General features: G+C 62.5%; 22 protein-coding genes and 1 tRNA gene. 8 read left to right on the top strand and 15 right to left on the bottom strand.

Annotated elements, in window-relative coordinates; translation table 11 throughout:
* The first annotated feature begins 151 nt into the window (after positions 1–151).
* From FMA36_RS08410 to FMA36_RS08420, 3 genes are all read left to right on the top strand, one after another.
* Positions 152–1,492, top strand: coding sequence for a dihydroorotase (locus FMA36_RS08410; protein WP_159261969.1), 1,341 nt, complete (start codon positions 152–154; stop codon positions 1,490–1,492).
* 805 nt (positions 1,493–2,297) lie between these two features.
* Positions 2,298–3,572, top strand: coding sequence for a hypothetical protein (locus tag FMA36_RS08415; protein ID WP_159261970.1), 1,275 nt, complete (start codon positions 2,298–2,300; stop codon positions 3,570–3,572).
* Between the two features lie 233 nt (positions 3,573–3,805).
* Positions 3,806–3,988 (top strand): hypothetical protein, encoded by a 183-nt coding sequence (locus FMA36_RS08420; RefSeq protein WP_240906537.1) that lies wholly within the window; start codon positions 3,806–3,808, stop codon positions 3,986–3,988.
* A gap of 30 nt (positions 3,989–4,018) precedes the next feature.
* Here the strand turns inward: FMA36_RS08420 and FMA36_RS08425 are convergent, their stop codons facing one another.
* A complete protein-coding gene (locus FMA36_RS08425; RefSeq protein WP_159261971.1) occupies positions 4,019–4,633 on the bottom strand; it encodes a TetR/AcrR family transcriptional regulator in 615 nt (204 codons plus the stop codon).
* A 67-nt stretch (positions 4,634–4,700) separates the two neighbouring features.
* Here FMA36_RS08425 and FMA36_RS08430 point away from each other — a divergent pair, with 67 nt between their 5' ends.
* Positions 4,701–5,108: a DUF5367 family protein gene (locus FMA36_RS08430; protein ID WP_240906538.1), complete on the top strand. Its 408-nt coding sequence runs from the start codon at positions 4,701–4,703 to the stop codon at positions 5,106–5,108.
* A 79-nt stretch (positions 5,109–5,187) separates the two neighbouring features.
* Here FMA36_RS08430 and FMA36_RS08435 read toward each other — a convergent pair.
* From FMA36_RS08435 to FMA36_RS08490, 12 genes are all read right to left on the bottom strand, one after another.
* A tRNA-Phe gene (locus FMA36_RS08435) sits at positions 5,188–5,263 on the bottom strand.
* 58 nt (positions 5,264–5,321) lie between these two features.
* Positions 5,322–5,531: a DNA gyrase inhibitor YacG gene (locus tag FMA36_RS08440; RefSeq protein WP_159261972.1), complete on the bottom strand. Its 210-nt coding sequence runs from the start codon at positions 5,529–5,531 to the stop codon at positions 5,322–5,324.
* Positions 5,528–6,646, bottom strand: a complete 1,119-nt coding sequence (locus tag FMA36_RS08445) for a ribonuclease E/G (RefSeq protein WP_206065239.1) — start codon at positions 6,644–6,646, stop codon at positions 5,528–5,530. The genes FMA36_RS08440 and FMA36_RS08445 overlap by 4 nt, the downstream gene beginning before the upstream one ends.
* Positions 6,643–7,272: a Maf family protein gene (locus tag FMA36_RS08450; protein WP_159261973.1), complete on the bottom strand. Its 630-nt coding sequence runs from the start codon at positions 7,270–7,272 to the stop codon at positions 6,643–6,645. Before FMA36_RS08450 ends, FMA36_RS08445 begins: the two co-directional genes overlap by 4 nt.
* A 16-nt stretch (positions 7,273–7,288) precedes the next feature.
* Positions 7,289–7,507, bottom strand: a complete 219-nt coding sequence (infA, locus tag FMA36_RS08455) for a translation initiation factor IF-1 (protein WP_010508114.1) — start codon at positions 7,505–7,507, stop codon at positions 7,289–7,291.
* A gap of 97 nt (positions 7,508–7,604) precedes the next feature.
* On the bottom strand, positions 7,605–8,909 hold the full coding sequence (gene hisD / locus FMA36_RS08460) for a histidinol dehydrogenase (protein WP_159261974.1): 1,305 nt from the start codon (positions 8,907–8,909) through the stop codon (positions 7,605–7,607).
* On the bottom strand, positions 8,906–9,685 hold the full coding sequence (gene hisG, locus FMA36_RS08465) for an ATP phosphoribosyltransferase (RefSeq protein ID WP_159261975.1): 780 nt from the start codon (positions 9,683–9,685) through the stop codon (positions 8,906–8,908). The genes hisD and hisG overlap by 4 nt, the downstream gene beginning before the upstream one ends.
* Before the next feature lie 45 nt (positions 9,686–9,730).
* On the bottom strand, positions 9,731–10,993 hold the full coding sequence (gene murA / locus FMA36_RS08470) for a UDP-N-acetylglucosamine 1-carboxyvinyltransferase (protein ID WP_159261976.1): 1,263 nt from the start codon (positions 10,991–10,993) through the stop codon (positions 9,731–9,733).
* 17 nt (positions 10,994–11,010) lie between these two features.
* Complete coding sequence (dcd, locus tag FMA36_RS08475) at positions 11,011–11,565, bottom strand: dCTP deaminase (RefSeq protein ID WP_159261977.1); 555 nt, start codon at positions 11,563–11,565, stop codon at positions 11,011–11,013.
* 93 nt (positions 11,566–11,658) lie between these two features.
* A complete protein-coding gene (locus FMA36_RS08480) occupies positions 11,659–11,838 on the bottom strand; it encodes a hypothetical protein (protein WP_159261978.1) in 180 nt (59 codons plus the stop codon).
* Between the two features lie 59 nt (positions 11,839–11,897).
* The gene (locus FMA36_RS08485) at positions 11,898–13,046 is read right to left on the bottom strand and encodes a Rieske 2Fe-2S domain-containing protein (protein WP_240906302.1); all 1,149 of its coding nucleotides are present in this window, start codon (positions 13,044–13,046) and stop codon (positions 11,898–11,900) included.
* Positions 13,047–13,277: 231 nt separating this feature from the next.
* Positions 13,278–14,507, bottom strand: a complete 1,230-nt coding sequence (locus tag FMA36_RS08490; RefSeq protein ID WP_159263772.1) for a glycosyltransferase family 4 protein — start codon at positions 14,505–14,507, stop codon at positions 13,278–13,280.
* 172 nt (positions 14,508–14,679) lie between these two features.
* Here FMA36_RS08490 and FMA36_RS08495 point away from each other — a divergent pair, with 172 nt between their 5' ends.
* The 4 genes from FMA36_RS08495 (at position 14,680) to infC (ending at position 19,204) form a co-directional block, all read left to right on the top strand.
* On the top strand, positions 14,680–15,576 hold the full coding sequence (locus tag FMA36_RS08495; protein ID WP_240906303.1) for a tetratricopeptide repeat protein: 897 nt from the start codon (positions 14,680–14,682) through the stop codon (positions 15,574–15,576).
* 1 nt (position 15,577) lies between these two features.
* On the top strand, positions 15,578–16,480 hold the full coding sequence (locus tag FMA36_RS08500) for a glycosyltransferase family 9 protein (RefSeq protein WP_159261979.1): 903 nt from the start codon (positions 15,578–15,580) through the stop codon (positions 16,478–16,480).
* A 42-nt stretch (positions 16,481–16,522) separates the two neighbouring features.
* On the top strand, positions 16,523–18,457 hold the full coding sequence (gene thrS / locus FMA36_RS08505) for a threonine--tRNA ligase (protein WP_159261980.1): 1,935 nt from the start codon (positions 16,523–16,525) through the stop codon (positions 18,455–18,457).
* Positions 18,458–18,682: 225 nt separating this feature from the next.
* Entirely contained in the window at positions 18,683–19,204 is a 522-nt protein-coding gene (gene infC / locus FMA36_RS08510; RefSeq protein WP_061273391.1) for a translation initiation factor IF-3, read from the top strand.
* Positions 19,205–19,337: 133 nt separating this feature from the next.
* On the opposite strand, the gene FMA36_RS08515 is transcribed toward infC, so the two are convergent.
* Together FMA36_RS08515 and FMA36_RS08520 are read right to left on the bottom strand one after the other, a co-directional pair.
* On the bottom strand, positions 19,338–20,093 hold the full coding sequence (locus FMA36_RS08515; RefSeq protein WP_159261981.1) for an SIMPL domain-containing protein: 756 nt from the start codon (positions 20,091–20,093) through the stop codon (positions 19,338–19,340).
* A complete protein-coding gene (locus FMA36_RS08520; RefSeq protein ID WP_240906304.1) occupies positions 20,090–20,416 on the bottom strand; it encodes a hypothetical protein in 327 nt (108 codons plus the stop codon). Before FMA36_RS08520 ends, FMA36_RS08515 begins: the two co-directional genes overlap by 4 nt.
* Positions 20,417–20,418: the final 2 nt, after the last annotated feature.

Here is a 20,418-nt window from a genome sequence, read left to right on the forward strand (position 1 = left end):
TGATCCGCACCCCGGCCCGCAAGGACCGGGGTGTCTTTGTATGGGCGGTTTGCACACAGCCGGGTGCATGCCATACAGGCAGGATCAGCAACCCCCTGCGCCCGCCTGCCGCATGCCGCCGGTTGCGGGTTCATGGCCACAGGATAATTCCATGACCCTACCCATTTTTGATCTTTGTCTGAAAAATGGCAGCGTTGTCCTGCCTGACGCCACGGTCGTGACCGATGTTTACGTGCGTGACGGGCGTATTGCCCGCATTGGCGGCCAGGGCGATGCGGGCCGGGTCATTGACTGCACGGGGCTGACTGTCCTGCCGGGCGTGATCGACACGCAGGTCCATTTTCGTGAGCCGGGGCTGACAGCTGCGGAAGATCTGGCCACCGGCAGCCTCGCCGCCGTGATGGGTGGCGTGACCGCCGTGTTTGAAATGCCCAACACCAAGCCTGCCACCGACTGCCCCGAGGCGGTTGTGGCCAAGCTTGAGCATGCGCGCGGGCGCATGTGGTGCGACCATGCCTTTTACGTTGGGGCCACGACCGATAACGCCGATCGCTGCGCCGAACTGGAAATGTTGCCGGGCACGGCGGGGATCAAGATTTTCATGGGTTCTTCCACCGGCAACCTGCTGGTGTCCGATGATGCGGTGCTTGAGCGGGTGCTGCGCTCGGGCCGCCGCCGTGTCGCGATCCATGCCGAGGACGAGACCCGCCTGCTTGAGCGCATGAATGAGCGCAGGGCAGGCGATCCGTCGAGCCACCCGGTCTGGCGCGATGATGAAACGGCCATGCGCGCAACACAGCGCATCGTGCAACTGGCGCGGCGCACGGGGCGGCGCATCCATGTGCTGCATATCACCACACCGGCTGAATATGAGTTCCTGGCAGGTCACAAGGACATTGCCAGTTGCGAGGTCACGCCGCAGCACCTGACGCTGGCGGCCGAGGATGCCTATCCCCGGCTGGGCACGCTGGCGCAGATGAATCCGCCCATCCGTGGCCAGAAATATCGTGATGGACTGTGGTACTGGCTGGGCCAGGGCGTGCCCGACATTATCGGTTCCGACCATGCGCCCCATCCGCTCGCGGCCAAGCAGCGCGCCTATCCCGATACCCCTTCGGGCATGCCGGGGGTGCAGACCCTGCTGCCGCTCATGCTTGACCACGTAGCCAAGGGGAGGCTGTCGCTGCGCCGGCTGGTGGACATGACATCGGCTGGCCCGCAGCGCCTGTTCGGGCTGGTGCGCAAGGGACGCATCGCGGTGGGGTATGACGCGGATTTCTCGGTGGTCGATCTGGCTGCGCGCTGGACGGTGCAGCAGGAATGGCTGGCCTCCAAATGTGGCTGGTCGCCTTTTGTTGGCGCAGAACTGACCGGTCGCCCCATGGGCACCATCATCCGCGGCAATGTAGTCATGTGGGAAAATCAGGTCGCGCCCACCGCGCAGGGTGCGCCGCTGTTGTTTGAAGCTACGGATCGCCCGCTGACCGCCTGAATGCGGTGACCTGAAAAGATTGCATAAGCACAAGATAATCAAAAAGTCTGGACGCCGCTTTTCTGAAGGAAGGCGGCGTTATTTTAATATATTTAAGTAAATATTTGTAAAATCTGTTAACAGAAGCCTTATGCATTGCAGGTCATTGCATTGAAAGGCGTTCTTGCGTCTATCCAGACAACATGCCCAAGACGTGGCAGGCCGGTTTTTTAAACCGGCCAGACAGGCCATGAGTGGATTTTGTGAGGAGCGTGTTGATTTTCAATCAGATGCCGGTGCCTGTAGCCCATCCGGGCAGGCAATTGGTCGATTGTTTTTCAGGCATGTCACGGTTTGACGCCAAACCTTTAAGGCCAAAGGTGGTTATGGAGGAGGCTTCACCCGCAAGGCCAGCTTCTATGCATCGTAACGTGCCTGTGCACATGCTTCCTGAGCCCGATAACGCGTATTGCGCACAAGGATGATCATCACGGCGTCTGTATCCATGATTTCAAGGCATTGTTAGATCAAAAAAACTTTTTGAATCAGTTATTTATTATAATAACATTGCATATACTGTATATATCCCTATATCCGTAATTCTTTATTTAAAAAGAAAGTATTAATATTAGTTTCACCAGAAATATTCATACAATTGTAAAAAAAATGCAAATTGCATCCCTTAGACATGTAATGTAATGATTTGAAAAATTTTGAAACGTTTTGAAACATGGGAACAATGGATTATAGAAGTAATTATCTTACGCCATTATGTTTTTCATCTCTCATGGCCTGTGTTTCAAGCTGCGTGTTTTTTCCGGGGTTCATGAGCTTCGATTCCTTTTACCAGTATGGGCAGGCCCTTGGGCTGGAACCCCTTAACGATGCCCATCCACCCATCATGGCCTATATCTGGGGGGTGCTATGTCATGTGGTGAAATCACCCGGAACATTGCTGTTTTTTGATCAGATCATTTACTGGGCGGCCATTTTTCTCTTTTCGTGCGCCGTGTTCGTACGGCCATGGCATCGTGTGATCATGATTGCGGTCTTGGGCCTCTGGCCGCCGCTTTACATCATTTCGCTCCATCTATGGGCTGATGCGGGCATGATGGCCTTTCTGGCGCTTGCTGTTGCATGCCTGGCGATCCAGAGCACCGACGAGAGAAAACGCTGGCTTGTCATGGCAGGGATAGCCTTATTTGTTGCTGCGGCCTTACGGCATAATGCCATAACCGGCGTTATTCCTTTGCTCTGTTATATTGCATGGCGTTTTGCAAAGAATTTTCCTGTACCAGTTTCGGCCTTTATAAAAATTCTCTGTTCTTTATCCCTGATTTTGGTGATTGGCCTGAAAACCCTGACAATTGGCATCCAGCACCTGCCGCAACTGGGCTCAATTTTTGTATGGGATCTGGTGGCGATCAGTGTGGCTGAAAATAAAGATGTCATTCCTGATTATGTTTCAAAGAAAGCCGGCCCGAATTTTGTCGGGCGCTTACGCTCTCACTGGAGCCCTGACGTAAATATACCTGGATTCAGTGAAGTTTCTCCTGACGTAACCCCTGTGCAGGAAAAGCAACTGATCAAGGACTGGATTATAGCAGTAATTAATAATCCTGGTGCATATCTTGCCCATCGGATGCACGTGGTTGGAAATATTCTCGACCTGAGGCATGGTGTTTATTACCCATATCAATATATTGGTATAGATCAACCAAATCCATATGGAATTGATTTCACTTTCAAAAATCTTGTTCATAAAATAATGCACTCAGTATTCGATAAAGAAACAAAGTTGATAATATATAGGGTATGGATTTATGATTTGTTGGCGTTGTTGTTAATATTTTTCTATTTATATAAATTATTAGTTACCCATGAAGCGGGTTATTTTGGTGCATTGCCTGCCATAACCGCATTAAGCGGCATTATGATAGAACTGCCCCTCTTCATTCTTGCTCCGGCATGTGATTACCGATATTCGATCTGGGTTGTTTTCAGTGCCATTCTTGCGCTTGTCCTGACAATCTGTGGACGGTACATGAAAAATCGGGTTTCTAATTCTACTGCCCTTGAGGCTGTGAGTATTGAAGCATAATGCTCGTACTTCTCTGACGGTACCAGAAAATCATGAAAACCGTCCGTTGGAGGTTCTTCGGTGGGGGCTTGCCCTTCGGACGGATCAGGTAGTGTCATAAAAGACAGACTGCCTCATGCTCATTACAAACACCAATGTAGTCCGGCCCGTTATCCAGAACCTCACAGGCCCTAAAACCTGCCAGGTGCCACTTTCTTGAAAGGAGCACTTTTTTTGAAGTTTTCCAAAGGACGGTGCGGCAGGAATGGCTGGCCCCGAAATGTGGCCGGTCGCCTTTTGCGGGCGAAGAACTGACCGGTCGCCCCATGGGCATCATCATCCGCGGCAATGTGGTCATGTGGAAAAACGAGATCGCGCCCACCGCGCAGGGTGAGCCGCTGCTGTTTGAAGCCATGGATCGCCCGCGCGAAGCCTGACACCACGGATGAAGCGCCTGTTACGGGCTGTCAGGCCTGGATTGGGGGGGCGGTGGGGTCAAACAGGCCCGCCAGATAGGTCGAAACTCCCGCCGTGCTGCCCGGACTGGCGACTTCCAGCAGACTCATGCCCTCCACGATGGAAAGGATAGCCGCCGCCCGCCCAGGCTGGGCACCCGTGGGCGGTGTGGTCAGGCGTGAGTCGATCCATGCCATCCAGGTCCGGACCACATCGCGCGCGATGCTGTCATAGGGCTGGACCCCTCTGGCGCCACGGGCGATGACATCGGTCCATACCTGCATGAAGGGGGCCACGTCCGCCTCATGAGCCAGCGAGAGCACACGGGTCAGGAACTGCCCGGGTGAAAGGCGTGGCCCTGTACTGTGCTCCGCCAGCAGGCGGCTCAGGCGATTACTGATTTCATGCAGTACGGCCAGAATCATCTGCTCACGGGTCGTAAAATAATAAAGCAGCATGCGGTCACTGGTGCCCAGTCTGGCTGCCAGGGCGCGCACGCTCATATCCCCCAACCCTTCATGCAGGATAATTGTTGCAATCTCAGCAGTCAGGGCCGCGTGGCGGGTCGCCTTATCGCCCCGGGCGGTGGGGCGCTTGACGCGCGGGCCGTCTTTAGGCGTTTTCATGCAGAAAATGTAGCATGTGCTACATAGTTCTGATATGTAGTGGGTGCTACATAAGAAAGGACGAACCATGATGCTCCGCCCACGGCAGATCGTGATCTGCACATCGCTTGCCGTTTCCTTCTGGTTGCTGGCGACACTCTATATTCGCTTCATGCCTGTGTTCGTGACCGATCCCCTGCAGGGGAATATCGGGTTCATGACCAGCATTCCGGTCTGCTGGTTCTGTATCTGGCTGACCGTCCGCCTGGCCCGGCTCGAGCCGCAGCAGATCCTTGCGGGCTGCCTGCTTGTACTGGCCGATGCCATGATGATTGACGGCATCGTGCTGCGCTGGTTTCACGCAGTCTACACAACTGATGAACGGACCGCACGCCTTGGCGCGGCGTGGCTGCTATGGGGATATGGGATTAGTGCGTGGATTGCCCTTTTCGTGGCAAACCGCAGGGCCCGCCTGCATCAGGCCCCTGACAGGTGATCATGGGCGCATACGATCACGCCCCGCCTGCCATATGCAGCGGATGACCTGATGAGTGCAGCAATTTCAATGAATTGAATGGTGCCCAAGACCGGGATCGAACCAGTGACACTGCGATTTTCAGTCGCATGCTCTACCAACTGAGCTACTTGGGCACCGGGCCGTTGGTCCGGCTAGGTCATGGGGCAGGGCCGCATGACGTTGGAAAAGCGTTTAACCCACCTCATCATCGGGATCAACCCGTCTTGTGTATTTTTCATCCATTTCGGAGGGAATTTCAGTAGAGGGCACGCGATACTGCCCCGAGAACCAGCGCCCGAGGTCCACATCCGCGCAGCGCCGCGAGCAGAACGGCCGGTAGCGCGGGTGGGCCGGCTGGCCACAGATGGGGCAGGGGGCGGCTTTGGGGGCTAGCGCGGTCATGGTTCAAATCTCCAGCCATGGGCGGGCAGGGCCGTGTCGGCAACGGGCTGGAGCACGCGCCCGGTCAGGCGCATGAAGTCTTCCACCCAGGCCGGATGGTCCTGCATCATCTGCATGATACCATAACCACAGGCCAGCCGCACGGGCTGGCCGTTGGGCGGCATGCCGCGATAGGCCTGCATCTGCCCGCGCAGGGCATGCAGCATGCGGCCCTCGCGCGAATGGAACAGCTCATGCAGCGGAGGGTGCACGCGCGGGCGCACGATCTCGGCCAGGCCCAGCGCCGTAAAACCCAGAAAGCGCGGGCGCAGCGGGTCATCGCGCAGCACGGTCTCGATCGTGTCACCCAGCGCGCGGCGCTTGCGGATGGCAAGCCCCGCCACGTCAACCACAATTGCGCCCGACAGGTTGCGCAGCCGCAACTGGCGCATCAGGTCGGGCAGGGCATCGCGGTTGGCAGCAAACTGCGCGGTCTGCTTGGGGCGGCGGTCCATGCTGGTGGCCGCTCCCCCATCCATGTCGATCGCAACAAGGGCCGGGGTGGGCGTAATGCTGGCCGACATGCCGCCGGGCAGGGGCACGGTGGCTTCCTCCAGCGCATCGGCCTGCGCGCGCAGGTCGCTGTCAAAGGCGGAACTGGCGCGTGACAGGCGCGGGTGCAGGCTGGCAGGCAGCAAGGTAGCAATAGCTGCGTCATCAATGACGATGGGGGCATCGGGGTAACGGGTGGCCAGCCGCTCCAGCGGGGTGGGACCGCGTCGTAACAGCCGGGGATCGGCACCGCCGGGCAGGTCGGGGGGCAGGTTGCGCGCGCCAAGCCGCACGCCCTTGCCGCCCTGTGCGCTGCGGGTGACGGTGACAAGTACCGTCTGCCCCTGCGTCAGAGGACCAAGCCCTTCCGAATCGGGCAGGAAGCCCGCCTGTTCCTGCCCTGGCAGGGTGACAAACGTGCCCCCGAGCGCAGGCGCATGCGCGCTGACACGGGCGCGGTAAATATCGCCCACCCCATCGGGCATGTCAGGCCGCCACAGGGCGAATTCCTGCAACACGCCATCAAGGGCTACGGCAATGCGGATTTCACCCGGGCTGCTGCTGGCGCAGATGCGCGCGCTCACGAAAGCCAGCTTCCCTTCTGCCCGCGCAGCAACTGGGCGGTCTCGAACAGGGGCAGGCCCACAATGCCGGTATAGCTGCCCGACAGAAAGCGCACGAACGCTGCCGCATGGCCCTGTATGGCGTAGCCGCCCGCCTTGCCCTGCCAGTCGCCTGCGGCAATGAGCGCATCGATCTGTGTGGGGGTCAGGCGCGAGAAAGTGACCGTGCTGGCCACAATGCGGCTGCCTGCACGCCCTGCCGCCCATGCAGCGGTGGGGCGCAGGGCGATGGCGGTAAAAACGGTATGGCGGCGGCCCGAAAGCCGTTCGAGGCAGGCGCGCGCCGTCTGCTCATCTTCCGCCTTGGGCAGGATGCGGCGGCCAAGGGCCACGACCGTATCGGCTGCCAGCACGAGTGCGGGGCCTTCGATCTGACCAGCCACATGCGCCGCCTTTTCAGCGGCGAGGCGCCCGGCGTAGGTGCGGGGCAGTTCATCGCGCCCGGGCGTTTCATCGATATTGGCTGGAAAGACCTGACCGGGCACAAGCCCGATCTGGCGCAGCAGGTCAAGCCTGCGGGGTGAAGCCGAGGCAAGGACAAGCCGCGCCTCCGCCGCCGCGCCATCGGGCGCGGGGGTTCCGGTCATGACCGACAAGGGCGGCTTACTTGAAGCGGAAGGTGATGCGACCCTTTGTCAGGTCATAAGGCGTCATTTCCACATTCACGCGGTCACCGGCGAGCACGCGGATGCGGTTCTTGCGCATCTTGCCGCTGGTATGCGCGAGGATGGTGTGCTCGTTGTCCAGTGTAACGCGGAACATGGCATTGGGCAGCAGTTCGGTAACCGTGCCGCTGAATTCGATCATGTCTTCTTTAGACATCGTGTCCTTCAATCATCAAAAGTGCCGTCCTGCCGCGGGCCCGCGGCGCAGTACGGTTGGTTTATGTGGGGAGACTCGCCGCCGGGGTCAAGTTCCGTTATTGCGCGCCATCAGGTCCAGCCAGCCGTACCGCCACACTCAGGGCATGGGCATCAAGCCCTTCGGCCTCGGCAAGGCTTACGGCGGCAGGCCCGATCTTACGCAGCGACTCGGCCTGCGCCTCGATGAACGTGGTGCGCTTGATAAAGTCGAACACCGAAAGCCCTGACGAGAACCGCGCCGTGCGGCTGGTGGGTAGTACATGGTTCGGCCCGCCCACGTAATCACCGATTGCTTCGGGGCAGTAGCGCCCCACGAAGATCGCGCCCGCATGCCGTACGCGGTCAAAGACCGGCTGCGGGTTGTCGATCATGAGCTCCAGATGCTCCGGCGCGATCTCGTTTACAAGGTCGGCGGCTTCATCAAGGTTGCGCACGGTAATGATCGCGCCATGCGCATCCCAGCTGGCGCGGGCAATTTCGGCGCGCGGCAGGGTTTCAAGTTCTCTGGCTACCGCCTGCTCCACTTTCTGCGCCATGCCAGCATCGGGCGTGATCAGGATGGACTGGGCCATGGGGTCATGCTCGGCCTGGGCCAGCAGGTCGAGCGCAATGGCGCGGGGGTCGTTATTGCCGTCGGCAATCACCACCACCTCCGACGGGCCTGCAATGCTGTCAATGCCCACCGTGCCGAACACCTGCCGCTTGGCTTCGGCCACATAGGCATTGCCTGGCCCCACCACGCGGTCAACCGGGGCGATGGTGACGGTGCCGTATGCCATGGCGCCCACGGCCTGGGCCCCACCCACGCGGTAGATCTCGGTCACACCCGCGCGGCGGGCGGCGGCGAGCACGAGCGGGTTGAGCACGCCATCGGGCGTGGGCACGCACATGGCAATGCGCTCGACACCGGCCACATGGGCGGGGATGGCGTTCATCAGCACGGAGGAAGGATAGGCCGCCTTGCCGCCGGGCACGTACAGCCCCACCGAGTCCAGCGCCGTCCAGCGCATGCCCAGTGTCACACCCGCGCCATCGACATATTTCATGTCGGTGGGCATCTGCGCCTTGTGAAAGGATTCGATGCGGGTGGCGGCGACTTCCAGCGCCTCAAGCAGGGCAGGGCTCACCTCGGCGCAGGCGGCCTCGACTTCCTCGGGCGTGATGCGCAGGGTAGCGGGGGTGACGTTGGTGCGGTCAAATCTGTTGGTGAACGCGCACAGCGCTTCATCGCCGCGCTTGCGCACGGCCGCGAGGATCTCGGTCACGGGGCCATCGACGCGGGCGGTGTCGCTGTCGCGCTCAGCCAGCAGGCGTTTGAATTCGGCGCGGAAATCCGCCTGGGTGCTTGTAAGGCGCTTCATGCCTTGTGCTCCTTGGCCAGTGCTGCGCGGAAACGGTTTATGATCGCGGTAATGCGCTCGGGCCGGGTTTTCAGCGCCGTGCGGTTCACGATCAGGCGGCTGGTGATATGGGCGATGGTCTGGGTTTCCTCCAGCCCGTTGGCGCGCAGCGTGGAGCCGGTATCGACCAGATCGACAATCAGGTGCGAAAGATCGAGCACCGGGGCCAGCTCCATCGCGCCATGCAGATGCACGATGGAGGCATTGATGCCGCGTGCCGCGAAATGCCGCCGCGTAAGCGAGGGGTATTTGGTCGCCACCCGCACCTGCGAGAGGCGGTTGGGGTTATCTTCCTGCCCGCTGCGGTCCTTGGGCTGGGCGATGGAAATGCGGCACCCGCCAATGCCCAGGTCAAGCGGGGCATAGATTTCGGGGTAGTCGAACTCCATCAGCACATCGGCGCCGCAGATGCCGATCTGCGCCCCGCCAAAGGCCACGAAGGTCGCCACATCGAACGAGCGCACGCGCACCACGTCAATGCCGGGGTCGTTGGTCTCGAAACGCAGCAGGCGGCTTTTGTCGTCGTTGAAGTCCGGGCCGGGCACGATGCCCGCCATATGCAGAAGCGGCGCCGCGGCTTTGAGGATACGGCCCTTGGGCAGGGCGAGTACCAGCGGGCTATCCGTTTCCGGAATGGCGGTCTGGGCCGGTGACAGGACGGTCAATGCATTCTCCGCACGTGAAGGCAGGCCCACCGCAATCGCGGGCGGGCCGAAAGTGACATGCGCGCATACCACATTCCGCCATCATGCAGGAAGCGCCCTTTTGTCAGGCCAGATGCCTCAGCCTGAAACGCGTTCGATATGGGCACCTACCTGTGCGAGCTTGCGCTCGACCGCCTCATAGCCACGGTCAAGGTGATAGACCCGGCTCAGGATCGTCTCGCCATGGGCGGCAAGCCCTGCCAGAATCAGCGAGAACGAGGCCCGCAGGTCGGTCGCCATGACCGGCGCGCCCGAGAGCGAATGCACGCCGCGGATGATGGCCGATGAGCCATGCACGTTGATGCGCGCGCCCATGCGATTGAGTTCGGGCACATGCATGAAGCGGTTCTCGAAAATGGTCTCGGTCACCATCGAGGCTCCTTCCGCCACCGAGAGCAGGGCCATGAACTGCGCCTGCATGTCGGTGGGGAAGCCGGGATAGGGCTCGGTCATGATATCGACCCCGCGCAGCGCGCCGGTGCGCTGCACGCGCACGGCCCCTTCCTCCTGCACCATTTCCACGCCCGCTTCCTCCAGCGCGCGCACCACGGCGCCCAGATGCTCGACCTGCCCGCCCACAAGGCGCAGTTCGCCGCCGGTAATGGCGGCGGCACAGGCATAGGTGCCGCACTCGATGCGGTCGGGCATGACGCGGTAGCGCGCACCATGCAGGCCCTCGACCCCGTCGATCACCAGCTTGCCGGTGCCAATGCCGGTAATGCGCGCGCCCATGGCGTTGAGGCAGCCGACCAGATCGCCAATTTCGGGCTCGCGCGCGGCGTTGACGATCTCGGTGCGGCCTTTTGCCAGGCACGCGGCCATGAGCAGGTTCTCGGTCGCCCCCACCGAGGCAAACGGCAGGATGACCCGCTCGCCCTTCAGCCCGTTCGGGGCCTCGGCATGGATGTAGCCGTTCTCGAGCGTGATTTTCGCGCCCAGCGTTTCCAGCGCCTTGAGGTGCAGGTCAACGGGGCGGGTGCCGATGGCGCAGCCACCGGGCAGCGACACGCGGGCTTCGCCACAGCGCGCTAGTAGCGGGCCGAGCACAAGGATCGACGCCCGCATCATGGAGACGATGTCGTACGGTGCTTCCGTATTGGTAATCTCGCCACCGACCGAAAGCGTGCCGCCATCGCCGCTCACGTCTTCCACATTCAGGCCGTGCTGCTCGAGCAGGCGGCGCATGGTGCGGATATCGGCAATGCGGGGCACGTTTTCGAGCACCAGCTTCCCGGGCGTGAGCAGGCCCGCCACCAGCAGCTTGAGGGCGGAGTTCTTGGCCCCGCCAATAACGATGTCGCCACGCAGCGGGTGGCCGCCGTGGATGATGAAACGGTCCATAGGCTTGCGGTTCCTGCTTACATGCGCGGTGGGGCGACGCCGATCTGCCCCATGTATTTGCCCTTGCGGTCGGCGTAGCTGACCTCGCACGGCGAGGCCCCCTGAAAGAACAGGAACTGGCAGATGCCCTCATTGGCATAGATGCGCGCGGGCAGCGGCGTGGTGTTGCTGATCTCGATCGTGACCTGCCCCTCCCATTCCGGCTCCAGCGGGGTCACGTTGACGATGATGCCGCAGCGCGCATAGGTGGATTTGCCCAGGCACACCACCAGCGTGTCACGCGGAATGCGAAAATACTCCACCGTATGCGCCAGCACGAAGCTGTGGGGCGGAATGGTGCAGCAGTCGCCGTGGCGGGTGACAAAGCTGTTCTCGGCAAAGTTCTTGGGGTCGACCACCGCGTTGTCCACGTCGGTGAAGATCTTGAACTCGTTAGCGATGCGCGCATCGTAGCCATAGGAAGACAGGCCGAAGGAGATCACGCCCTCACGGTTCTGTTTTTCCACGAAAGGCTCGATCATGCCGTGTTCCGTGGCCATGCGGCGAATCCACGTATCAGGCATTATGGGCATGGTGTCCGTTCCTCCGGCATGGATTGCGCGCAGGGCGTGCCCCGTTGCTGCGCGACCACTAACGAAGTGATCGGCCAACCGCAACTGGCAAAATCACGCTTCTTTGCAAGATGTATCCTGCGGCGGGGCTTCGGGTGGCGCGGTGCGCGCACGGCTCTGCTGCTTGCGCCGGCGCAGGTTGGCGCGCAGGGCTTCGGCCTCGCGCTCGAGGCGGGCAAGGCGGGCGGCTTCGGCCCTGTCGGTCAGGCGGGGGGTGTCAGGCCGGTCGGTCATGGCGGTGTTCGTTCAAAAACAGGCCCATCCGCCCCGGCATGGGGCGGATGGCGCGGCACTCAGGCCGTGGTTTCGGGCTCGGTGGTGCAGGCGGCGGGCGGGACTACGGGCGTGACTTCACCCTGCTGTGCCGCATCCTTCTGAATGCCGCAGCGCATGAGCAGCTCGCGCAGCGCCTTGACCACGGGGAAGATCTCGACATTGCGGTCGTAGCCCACCTCGTTCCACGCCGCCTGCTCAAGCTCCACGATTTCCTTGTCCTCAAGGAAAATGCGGTTGGTGAACCAGCCCAGTGCGGGCCAGATCAGGTCGATCAGCAGCGGGGTCTGCGGGCGCAGGATGGACAGCAGGCCAAAGGCCTGGGTCACGCGTTCGTCCTTGTCCACCGGCACGTAGGCCGTCCACAGATCCATGATCAGGTCACCATCCTTGTCGGTGATGCGCAGGGTCTGGTACGGGTATTCGGTGCGGATGGTCACGACTTCCTCAACGGGCTGCTCCTTGCCGTTGAGATCCTTGTGCTTGCCAAAGATCAGGCGCTCGGCCAGCGGCTGCTGGCCCGCGCAGCGCATGAAGCTGTAGCGCGCCTCGATAAAGTCCTCGCCCTTGTCCTGGCCAAGGAAGCGCGCCTTGATCTGGCCCATCTGGCGGCGGTGCAGGAACTGATGGTTCATGTCCATCAGGTTCTCGTGCATGAAGGTGTAGTGGCAGTTCACGCGCGGGCCGAACTGCTTGGTCTTGTAAGCGGGGTTTGCGGTCTGGGCCAGCTTGGGGAAGGGGACGGTCTCGGCCTTGGCCGGATCACCGGGGAAGACAAAGATCAGCCCGCCTTCCTCGCGCACGGGGAAGGTGCGTACGCCGTTGGGCAGCTTGCCCTTGCCCAGATAGGGCACGTCGATGCAGCGGCCCGAGCGGCCAAAGGCCCAGCCATGATAGCAGCAGCGCACGGTCTGGCCGTTTACTGTGCCCTTGCTCAGCGGCACCTGGCGGTGGGGGCAGCGATCGAACAGGGCGAAGACGGTACCTTCCTCGGGGCGGACGAGCACCATGGGAATGCCCGCAAAGCTGACGGCCAGCGTCTTGTTCTTGCGCAGGGCGGAAGACCACGCCACCGGATACCAGAAATCCGGATTGGAATTGACCCGCCGCAGGTCGGGCGCGGTGGCCGTGGCGGTGGTGTCTGTCTGGACGGGGGAAATCTGGTTCATGTGGTGCAGTCCCGAAGTGTTCACGTTAAACGGCGGTCAGCGGGCATCCCCGTCCGCCAGGAATCAGAATGTGCCATGGGTGAAGAATTTCAGCCGGGTTGTCGACCGTAAAACAGCCCCTTGCATATGGCCCATGCTCCGGGCTGGATGCTCGGCCACGGTTTTGGGGCGGCCATGAGGCAGATCAAGGCATTGTTGCACTGTATATGACATAATTACGGCGCAGCGCACTCAGCCTGCCTGGGGCAGGGCTTCCTCATCCCACTCCGGGCTGCCCATGGTGGCGTGATAGAACGTGTCCGCCAGCCGGGTATGCAGGAGTTCATCATAAACGCACAGGGTCGCGTACTGCATGGCCTGGGTGGAATAATGCAGCAGCACGTTTTCGCGCGCACGCACGGCAAGGTCCGCACGTTCATCTGCCGACAGGTCGGTCACGTGGTGGATGCACGCGGCAAGTGCCTGCGTGTCATCGGGGGGGAAGGCAAAGCCGGTCACGCCGTTCTCCACCGTTTCCAGCGCCGCGCCATGGGCGGCCACGATCACGGGGCGGCCCATGGCCTGCGCCTCCACCACCACGCGGCCAAACGGCTCGGGCCTGCGTGAGGGCACCACGATCATGTCGGCCAGCATCATGGCTGCGGGCATGTCCGCGCAGTGCCCGGCAAAGCGCAGGTGTGCGGCAATGCCGCAGCGCTCGGCCTGGGCCACGAGGGCGCGGCCTTCCTTCGCATTGGCCTCGCCCACGAAAATGCACACCCAGTCCTGGCCCAGGCCGCCCGTGCGGGTGAGATGGGCCAGCGCCTCGATCAGCACGGCGTGGCCCTTCCACCCGGTCACGCGCGCGGGCAGCATGATGACCGTGGCCCCATCGGGGATCTGCCATAGCCCCAGCAGCTTCTGCACCCGGTTGCCGCGCACGTTATGCGGGTCGAAGCGCAGCATGTCCGCCCCGCGCGGGATCAGGCGCAGGCGGTCGTCGCCCACCCTGTATTCCTCGCGCAGGCGGGTGGCGATGTACTGGCTGATGGCAATGACCCGCGCGCCCGAGGCCAGCACGCTGTTATAGCGCTTCTTGCCTGGCAGGTTGGCCGCATGCACCCCGTGCCATGTGGTGACCAGCGGCACGCCCGCCCGGCGGCAGGCAAGTGATGCCGCCCAGGCAGGTGCGCGCGAGCGGGCATGCACCAGGTTGACGCCATGCTCGGCCATGACATGGCGCAGCCTGCTGGCGTTGCGCATGATGGAGAAGGGATTCTTGGCCCCGAGTTCGAGCGCGATGGGGGTTGCGCCGATATATTTCAGGCGTGGCACAAGGCGTCCGCCCGCACTGGCCACCAGCGCCGTGCCGCCAGCCTGCACGATGGCCTGCGCCATTTCCAGCGTGCCATGTTCTATTCCGCCGGATTCGAGTGCTGGCAGCACCTGCAGGATGACGGGTCGGTCAGTAACGGTTTGCATCACATTCCACCATACCACGAACGCAAAGGAACTGCACGGCCTGCGGATCAATGGGGCTTTGACCTTGACCTTGGCCGCAGGCAGGCCGACGAATGCGCTAATGAGACCTTTTGCCCAGCCCTCTTTCTGCGCGCCTGCCCTATGGCGCAGCCCTGCCGCAAGGCCGGTGCCTGTGTTTTCGTATGCCCGGCGCACGGGTGTCATGGTCTTTGGCCTCGTGCTGGCCGCGGGTCTTGCGTGCGGGCGCGCCCGGGCCGATGAAACCAGTCCCGCAAAAGAGGCGCCACCCCTCATCGCCAGGCCCTCATCCACTCCTCCCGCGACACCGCAGGACTGGGATTTCAGCCACTGCACCGCCACCCTGGCCGATGACCCCGATGGCGCCCGCGATTATGCCGAGGACTGGCGCAGCCATGGCGGCGGGCTTGAAGCCGAGCAATGCGCGGCCCTGGCCCAGATGGAACTTGGCGATGTCGCTACCGCTGCCACGGAACTCGACCGCCTGGCACATGTGCCCGACTGGCCGGCCGGCCCGCCCGCGAACCGGCGGGGCAGCAGGCAGAATGTGGCTGAAACACCGGCTTCGCGCCTGCGGCGTGCGAGTGTTGCGCAGGCGGCAGCCCGCGCCTGGCAGGCTGATGACAGCCCGAAACAGGCCTTTGACAGCGCAACCTATGGCCTGATGCTGGCCCCTGATGATCCGGGGCTGAAGCTGGTCTATGCGCGGGTGGCGGTGGAGCTGGGCCAGCCCCAGCGTGCCATCGACATGCTCACGCCGCTGCCATCCGCGCCCGCCGCGCGTGACGAGGCGCTGGTGGCGCGGGCGGCCGCATGGCGCAAGCTCGGGCGCATCGATCAGGGCATGGCCGATATCAACGCCGCCCTGCACGACATGCCCCATAACGGCGCGGCCCTGCTCGAGCGCGGCATTCTGTACCAGCGCCAGGGCCAGATGGAACAGGCCCGCGCCGACTGGCTCGATGTGGTGAAGCAGGCCCCGGACTCGGATGAGGCCGATCTTGCGCGTCAGGACCTCGCCCTGCTGGAAACCGACCCCGAGGCACCCTGATATGGCCCGCATTCTTGTCATCCGCCTGGGCGCGCTGGGCGATTTCGTGCAGTCCTTTGCCCCCTTTGCCGCCATCCGTGCCCATCATGCCCATGATGAGGTGGACCTGCTGACCCAGGCACCCTTCGCCGAACTCGGGCGGGCCTGCCCATGGTTCGACCATGTGCTGCTCGACCGCAGGCCACCGTGGCGCGACCTTGCCGCCATCATGGCGCTGCGGCGGCTGCTGCGCAGTTATGATTTCATTTACGACCTGCAGACCTCGGGGCGCAGCACGCGCTATTTTCACCTCTCGGGGCGCAAGGCATGGTCGGGAATCGGGCGGGGCGCGCAGGCGGTGCATGACAACCCCCAGCGGCGCTTCATGCACACCCGCGTCCGCCAGCGCGACCAACTCAGGCGGGCGGGACTTGATCACCTGCCCGTGCCCGACCTGTCATGGCTGGCCCGGTGCGGCCCGGTGCTGCCCGCACCCTATGCGGTGCTCGTGCCGGGTGCTGCCGCCCACCGCCCGGCCAAGCGCTGGCCGGTGGCGCGCTACGCAGCCCTTGCCATGCGCCTGCGCGCGCAGGGCCTGCTACCGGTCGTGGTGGGGGGAACCGGCGAGGCCGGACTGGCCCGCATCATCCGCGAGGCCTGCCCCGATGCCGTTGACCTGACCGGCCGCACCACGCTGCCCGAACTCGGCGGCGTGCTGGCGCGTGCGGCATGGGCGGTGGGTAATGATACCGGTCCCATGCATATGGCCGCAGCCCTTGGGGTAAAGTGCACCGTGCTGTTTTCCGCCGACAGCAACCCCGCGCTCACCGCTCCGGTGGGCGTGCGGGCCGGGCAGGTTCAGGTGATTTATGTGCGCGATCTGGCCACCGTGCGCGTGGACAGGGTTGCAGCAACGCGCGGCTGACGCCATTACAGCGCAGTATCTTCTTACCGGAGCAATGAAACCATGCCTGCCATAACCCTGCCTGACGGATCCGTTCGCCGCTTTGACGGGGCAGTGACGGGCACTACCGTGGCGCAGTCCATCGGCGCCGGTCTCGCCCGCGCCGCCCTTGCCATGGAAGTTGATGGCAGGCTCATGGACATCGGCCGTGAGATCGACCATGACGCCAGCCTGCGCTTCATCACGCGCAAGGACCCCGAGGCGCTGGAAATGATCCGCCACGACGCCGCCCATGTGCTGGCCGAGGCCGTGCAGTCGCTCTTTCCCGGCACGCAGGTCACGATTGGTCCGTCGATCGAGAATGGCTTCTATTATGATTTCTACCGCAACGAGCCGTTCAGCCCGGAGGATTTCGCCGCAATCGAAAAGCGCATGGGCGAGATCGTGGCCGCCAACGAGCCCTTCGTGCGCGAAGCCTGGCCGCGGGAAAAGGCTATCGAATTCTTCGAGAGCAGGGGCGAGCGCTTCAAGGCCGAGCTGATCCGCGACCTGCCGGCGGATGAGGAAATCTCGATCTACCGCCAGGGCGAATGGCTGGACCTGTGCCGTGGCCCGCACCTGCGCGGCACGGCCGATGTGGGCCATGCCTTCAAGCTGATGAAGGTGGCGGGCGCCTACTGGCGCGGCGACCACCGCAACCCCATGCTTACGCGCATCTACGGCACCGCCTGGCGTGACCGCAAGGAACTCGAGGCCCATCTGCACCAGCTTGAGGAGGCCGAACGCCGCGACCACCGCCGCATTGGCCGCGAGATGGACCTGTTCCACATTCAGGAAGAAGCCGTGGGCCAGATCTTCTGGCACCCCAAGGGCTGGCGGCTTTACACCGTGCTGCAGGATTACATGCGCCGCGCGCAGACGGCCAATGACTACCAGGAAGTGCGCACCCCGCAGCTTGTCGACCGCGCCCTGTGGGAGGCCTCGGGCCACTGGGACAAATACCGCGAGCACATGTTCATCGCCACCGTGGAGGACGAGGACAAGACACTCGCGCTGAAGCCGATGAACTGCCCGTGCCATGTGCAGATCTTCCGCCACGGGCTGCGCTCGTATCGTGAACTGCCGCTGCGCATGGCGGAATTCGGGGCCTGCCACCGCTATGAGCCCTCGGGTGCTTTGCACGGCATCATGCGCGTGCGCGGCTTTACGCAGGATGACGCGCATATTTTCTGCACCGAGGACCAGATCGCTGATGAAACCGCACGCTTCGTGCGCATGCTGGCCGATGTGTATCAGGATCTCGGATTCGAGCACTTCCGCGTCAAATTCGCCGATCGTCCCGAGCAGCGCGCGGGTGATGACGCGACATGGGACCGCGCCGAGAACGCGCTGAAAGTGGCGTGCGACATGGCGGGCGTCACCTACGAGCACAATCCGGGCGAGGGTGCATTCTATGGCCCCAAGCTGGAATTCGTGCTGCGTGATGCCATTGGCCGTGACTGGCAGTGCGGCACGCTGCAGGTCGACTACGTGCTGCCCGAGCGGCTCGATGCCTCCTATGTGGGCGAGGACAGCGCGCGCCATCGCCCTGTCATGCTGCACCGGGCCATTCTCGGCTCGTTCGAGCGGTTCCTTGGCATCCTGATCGAGCAGCATGCCGGGCGCTTCCCGCTGTGGCTCGCACCCACGCAGGTGGTCGTGGCCTCGATCGTGACCGATGCGGCCGATTATGCCCAGCATGTGACCGACACCCTGCGCGAAGCCGGGCTGGTGGTGGAGGCCGACCTGCGCAACGAGAAGATCAACGCCAAGATTCGCGAGCACAGCCTGGCGCGCGTGCCGGTCATTCTGGTGGTGGGCCGCAAGGAAGCGGAGGAAAACACCGTGGCCATGCGCCGCCTTGGCGGCAAGACGCAGGAGGTGCTGCCGCTCGAAGAAGCGGTCTCGGCCCTTGCATATGAGGCCCTGCCACCCGATATCCGTCGCAAGCGCGGCTGATTACCTTTGTCCCGTGCCGGAACTGCATGGCTGTTTTCGCAGGTGCGGGGCAAGACAGTACTTGATCTGGGGCGCGTCTTTGCGTCACATATCTTTCCATAATGTAAGGTCATTCCTTGCCCGCGTATTTTCCACGGCTTCGGCCTTGGGGCGCGGGCAGCGGGAATGGCCTTGCCTGCCGTTTGAATGCAACAGTTACAGGAGCTGACCATAGCCAGACCCCCGATGCCCACTCCGCCAAATCGAGAGGGCCCCCGCGTCAATGAAGAGATCCGCGTGCCGCAGGTGCGTCTGATCGATGAAGAGGGCGAGATGCTCGGCATCATGTCCACGCGTGATGCGCTGGCACGCGCTTATGCCGCTGGTCTTGACCTGCTTGAAATCAGCCCGAACGCCGAGCCGCCGGTGGCCAAGGTGCTCGATTACGGCAAGTTCAAATACGAGCAGCAGAAGAAGCGCAACGAAGCGCGCAAGAAGCAGAAAGTCATTGAAATCAAGGAAGTCAAGGTTCGCCCGAACATTGATGAAAATGACTATCAGGTGAAAATGCGCGCGATGAAGACCTTCATCGGCGAGGGCGACAAGGTGAAGGTGACCCTTCGCTTCCGTGGCCGCGAAATGGCGCATCAGGATCTGGGTGTGAAAGTTCTCGAACGTATCCGCGCCGAGATGGATGAACTGGCCAAGGTTGAGCATATGCCCAAGCTTGAAAACCGCCAGATGATCATGGTGCTGGCACCGCGTTGACACCTTTGCGGGTGCAGGACGCAAAAGCCCGGAGGGATTACCCTCCGGGCTTTTTTTGTGGGTAAAAGCTTCAGGAGAACGCCGCCTTTTGAAAAAAGGCGGCGCCCCAAAACTTTTATTTTATCAAATCTGTTTAAGGTTTGAGGATAACCGTGGCCCGTGCCGTTGCGGTTACATCCTGCTGCCCGGTGGGCGCTTCAGGCGCGATTCCGTCAGCCGGGGCCATGCGGGCCATCATCATCATGGGCATGGGGCGGGGGAAGTTCTGCTCTTCCAGTGCGACCGAACGGATGGAGGCCACCCTGAGCTTCAGCGTCGCGGCTGCCGCCTGCGCGCGGGCCTGCATGTCTTCCAGCGCCAGGGTCTCGGCCTTGCGGGTCAGTTCCGCGCGCCTGCCGCGCGAGAGCGACCAGTCCAGCCGGGTCAGCGCCAGGTTTTCGGCCTGGATGCGGCCTACGAGCGGCAGCAGCACCTTGCCATCGGCTGCCGTCAGGCGCAGGCCCTGCCGCGCCACCCAGTGCGGCTTGCGGTTCTGGTGCACATCACCTTCATCATGATGCACGAAATAGGATTCGGCATTGATCACCAGCCCGTCGGTATGGGCGGTGGCGGCAATGGCCTTGCTGATGAGCGTATTGAGCTGTGCCTGTGCCGCAGCGGCGGTATCGGCCTGCGCCTCGGCGGTGAAGGTCGCGGTCAGTTCATCGGGCGGGGCCTGCACGGTGCCGGTCGCACTCAGTTCGAGTTCGGTGCCATCGGGGCGGGTGGAGTCGGGGGACTGGGTCTGGGCCATGCCTGTTGCCGGATGCAGCGCGGCTACTGCCAGCAGGCCGCACAACGCCACCCTTTGGCTGCAGCGGGCGGGGAACAAAAAATGGGGTCGGGTCATGAATGCGTGGTCTCCTTGAGTTCAACCAACGCGCGACGCAGCCGTACGATGCCCGAGCGGATGCGCCCCTCGCGGCACATGTCGGCACCCTGCATGCGCAGGCTGTCCACATCCTGTGGCAGGGCAGGGCCATAGGCATCGATGATGTTGAGCAGCCGGTTGCAGTAGGCCTTGGTGTCGCTGGTAATGATGACCGGCTTGTCACTCCCGCCATCACGCGCGGTCATGATCTGGGGCGTGTCCTCCGGCGCTACCGGTGCAGGTGCTGCGCCGCAAAGGCAGAAACTCATCACGACGATGGCGGGCGTCACGGAGGATTGCATGG

It is taken from the genome of Komagataeibacter xylinus, from assembly GCF_009834365.1.
GTDB lineage: Bacteria > Pseudomonadota > Alphaproteobacteria > Acetobacterales > Acetobacteraceae > Komagataeibacter > Komagataeibacter xylinus_D.

Excerpts from the sequence above, each read along its gene's own strand:
- FMA36_RS08490 (WP_159263772.1), bottom strand. The coding sequence starts at position 14,507 with ATGCAAACCGTTACTGACCGACCCGTCATCCTGCAGGTGCTGCCAGCA.
- FMA36_RS08415 (WP_159261970.1), top strand. The coding sequence starts at position 2,298 with ATGAGCTTCGATTCCTTTTACCAGTATGGGCAGGCCCTTGGGCTGGAA.
- FMA36_RS08515 (WP_159261981.1), bottom strand. The coding sequence starts at position 20,093 with ATGACCCGACCCCATTTTTTGTTCCCCGCCCGCTGCAGCCAAAGGGTG.
- dcd (WP_159261977.1), bottom strand. The coding sequence starts at position 11,565 with ATGCCCATAATGCCTGATACGTGGATTCGCCGCATGGCCACGGAACAC.
- FMA36_RS08440 (WP_159261972.1), bottom strand. The coding sequence starts at position 5,531 with ATGACCGCGCTAGCCCCCAAAGCCGCCCCCTGCCCCATCTGTGGCCAG.
- FMA36_RS08410 (WP_159261969.1), top strand. The coding sequence starts at position 152 with ATGACCCTACCCATTTTTGATCTTTGTCTGAAAAATGGCAGCGTTGTC.
- FMA36_RS08430 (WP_240906538.1), top strand. The coding sequence starts at position 4,701 with ATGATGCTCCGCCCACGGCAGATCGTGATCTGCACATCGCTTGCCGTT.
- thrS (WP_159261980.1), top strand. The coding sequence starts at position 16,523 with ATGCCTGCCATAACCCTGCCTGACGGATCCGTTCGCCGCTTTGACGGG.
- FMA36_RS08425 (WP_159261971.1), bottom strand. The coding sequence starts at position 4,633 with ATGAAAACGCCTAAAGACGGCCCGCGCGTCAAGCGCCCCACCGCCCGG.
- infC (WP_061273391.1), top strand. The coding sequence starts at position 18,683 with ATGCCCACTCCGCCAAATCGAGAGGGCCCCCGCGTCAATGAAGAGATC.
- FMA36_RS08500 (WP_159261979.1), top strand. The coding sequence starts at position 15,578 with ATGGCCCGCATTCTTGTCATCCGCCTGGGCGCGCTGGGCGATTTCGTG.
- FMA36_RS08485 (WP_240906302.1), bottom strand. The coding sequence starts at position 13,046 with ATGAACCAGATTTCCCCCGTCCAGACAGACACCACCGCCACGGCCACC.
- infA (WP_010508114.1), bottom strand. The coding sequence starts at position 7,507 with ATGTCTAAAGAAGACATGATCGAATTCAGCGGCACGGTTACCGAACTG.
- murA (WP_159261976.1), bottom strand. The coding sequence starts at position 10,993 with ATGGACCGTTTCATCATCCACGGCGGCCACCCGCTGCGTGGCGACATC.
- FMA36_RS08520 (WP_240906304.1), bottom strand. The coding sequence starts at position 20,416 with ATGCAATCCTCCGTGACGCCCGCCATCGTCGTGATGAGTTTCTGCCTT.
- FMA36_RS08450 (WP_159261973.1), bottom strand. The coding sequence starts at position 7,272 with ATGACCGGAACCCCCGCGCCCGATGGCGCGGCGGCGGAGGCGCGGCTT.
- hisD (WP_159261974.1), bottom strand. The coding sequence starts at position 8,909 with ATGAAGCGCCTTACAAGCACCCAGGCGGATTTCCGCGCCGAATTCAAA.
- FMA36_RS08480 (WP_159261978.1), bottom strand. The coding sequence starts at position 11,838 with ATGACCGACCGGCCTGACACCCCCCGCCTGACCGACAGGGCCGAAGCC.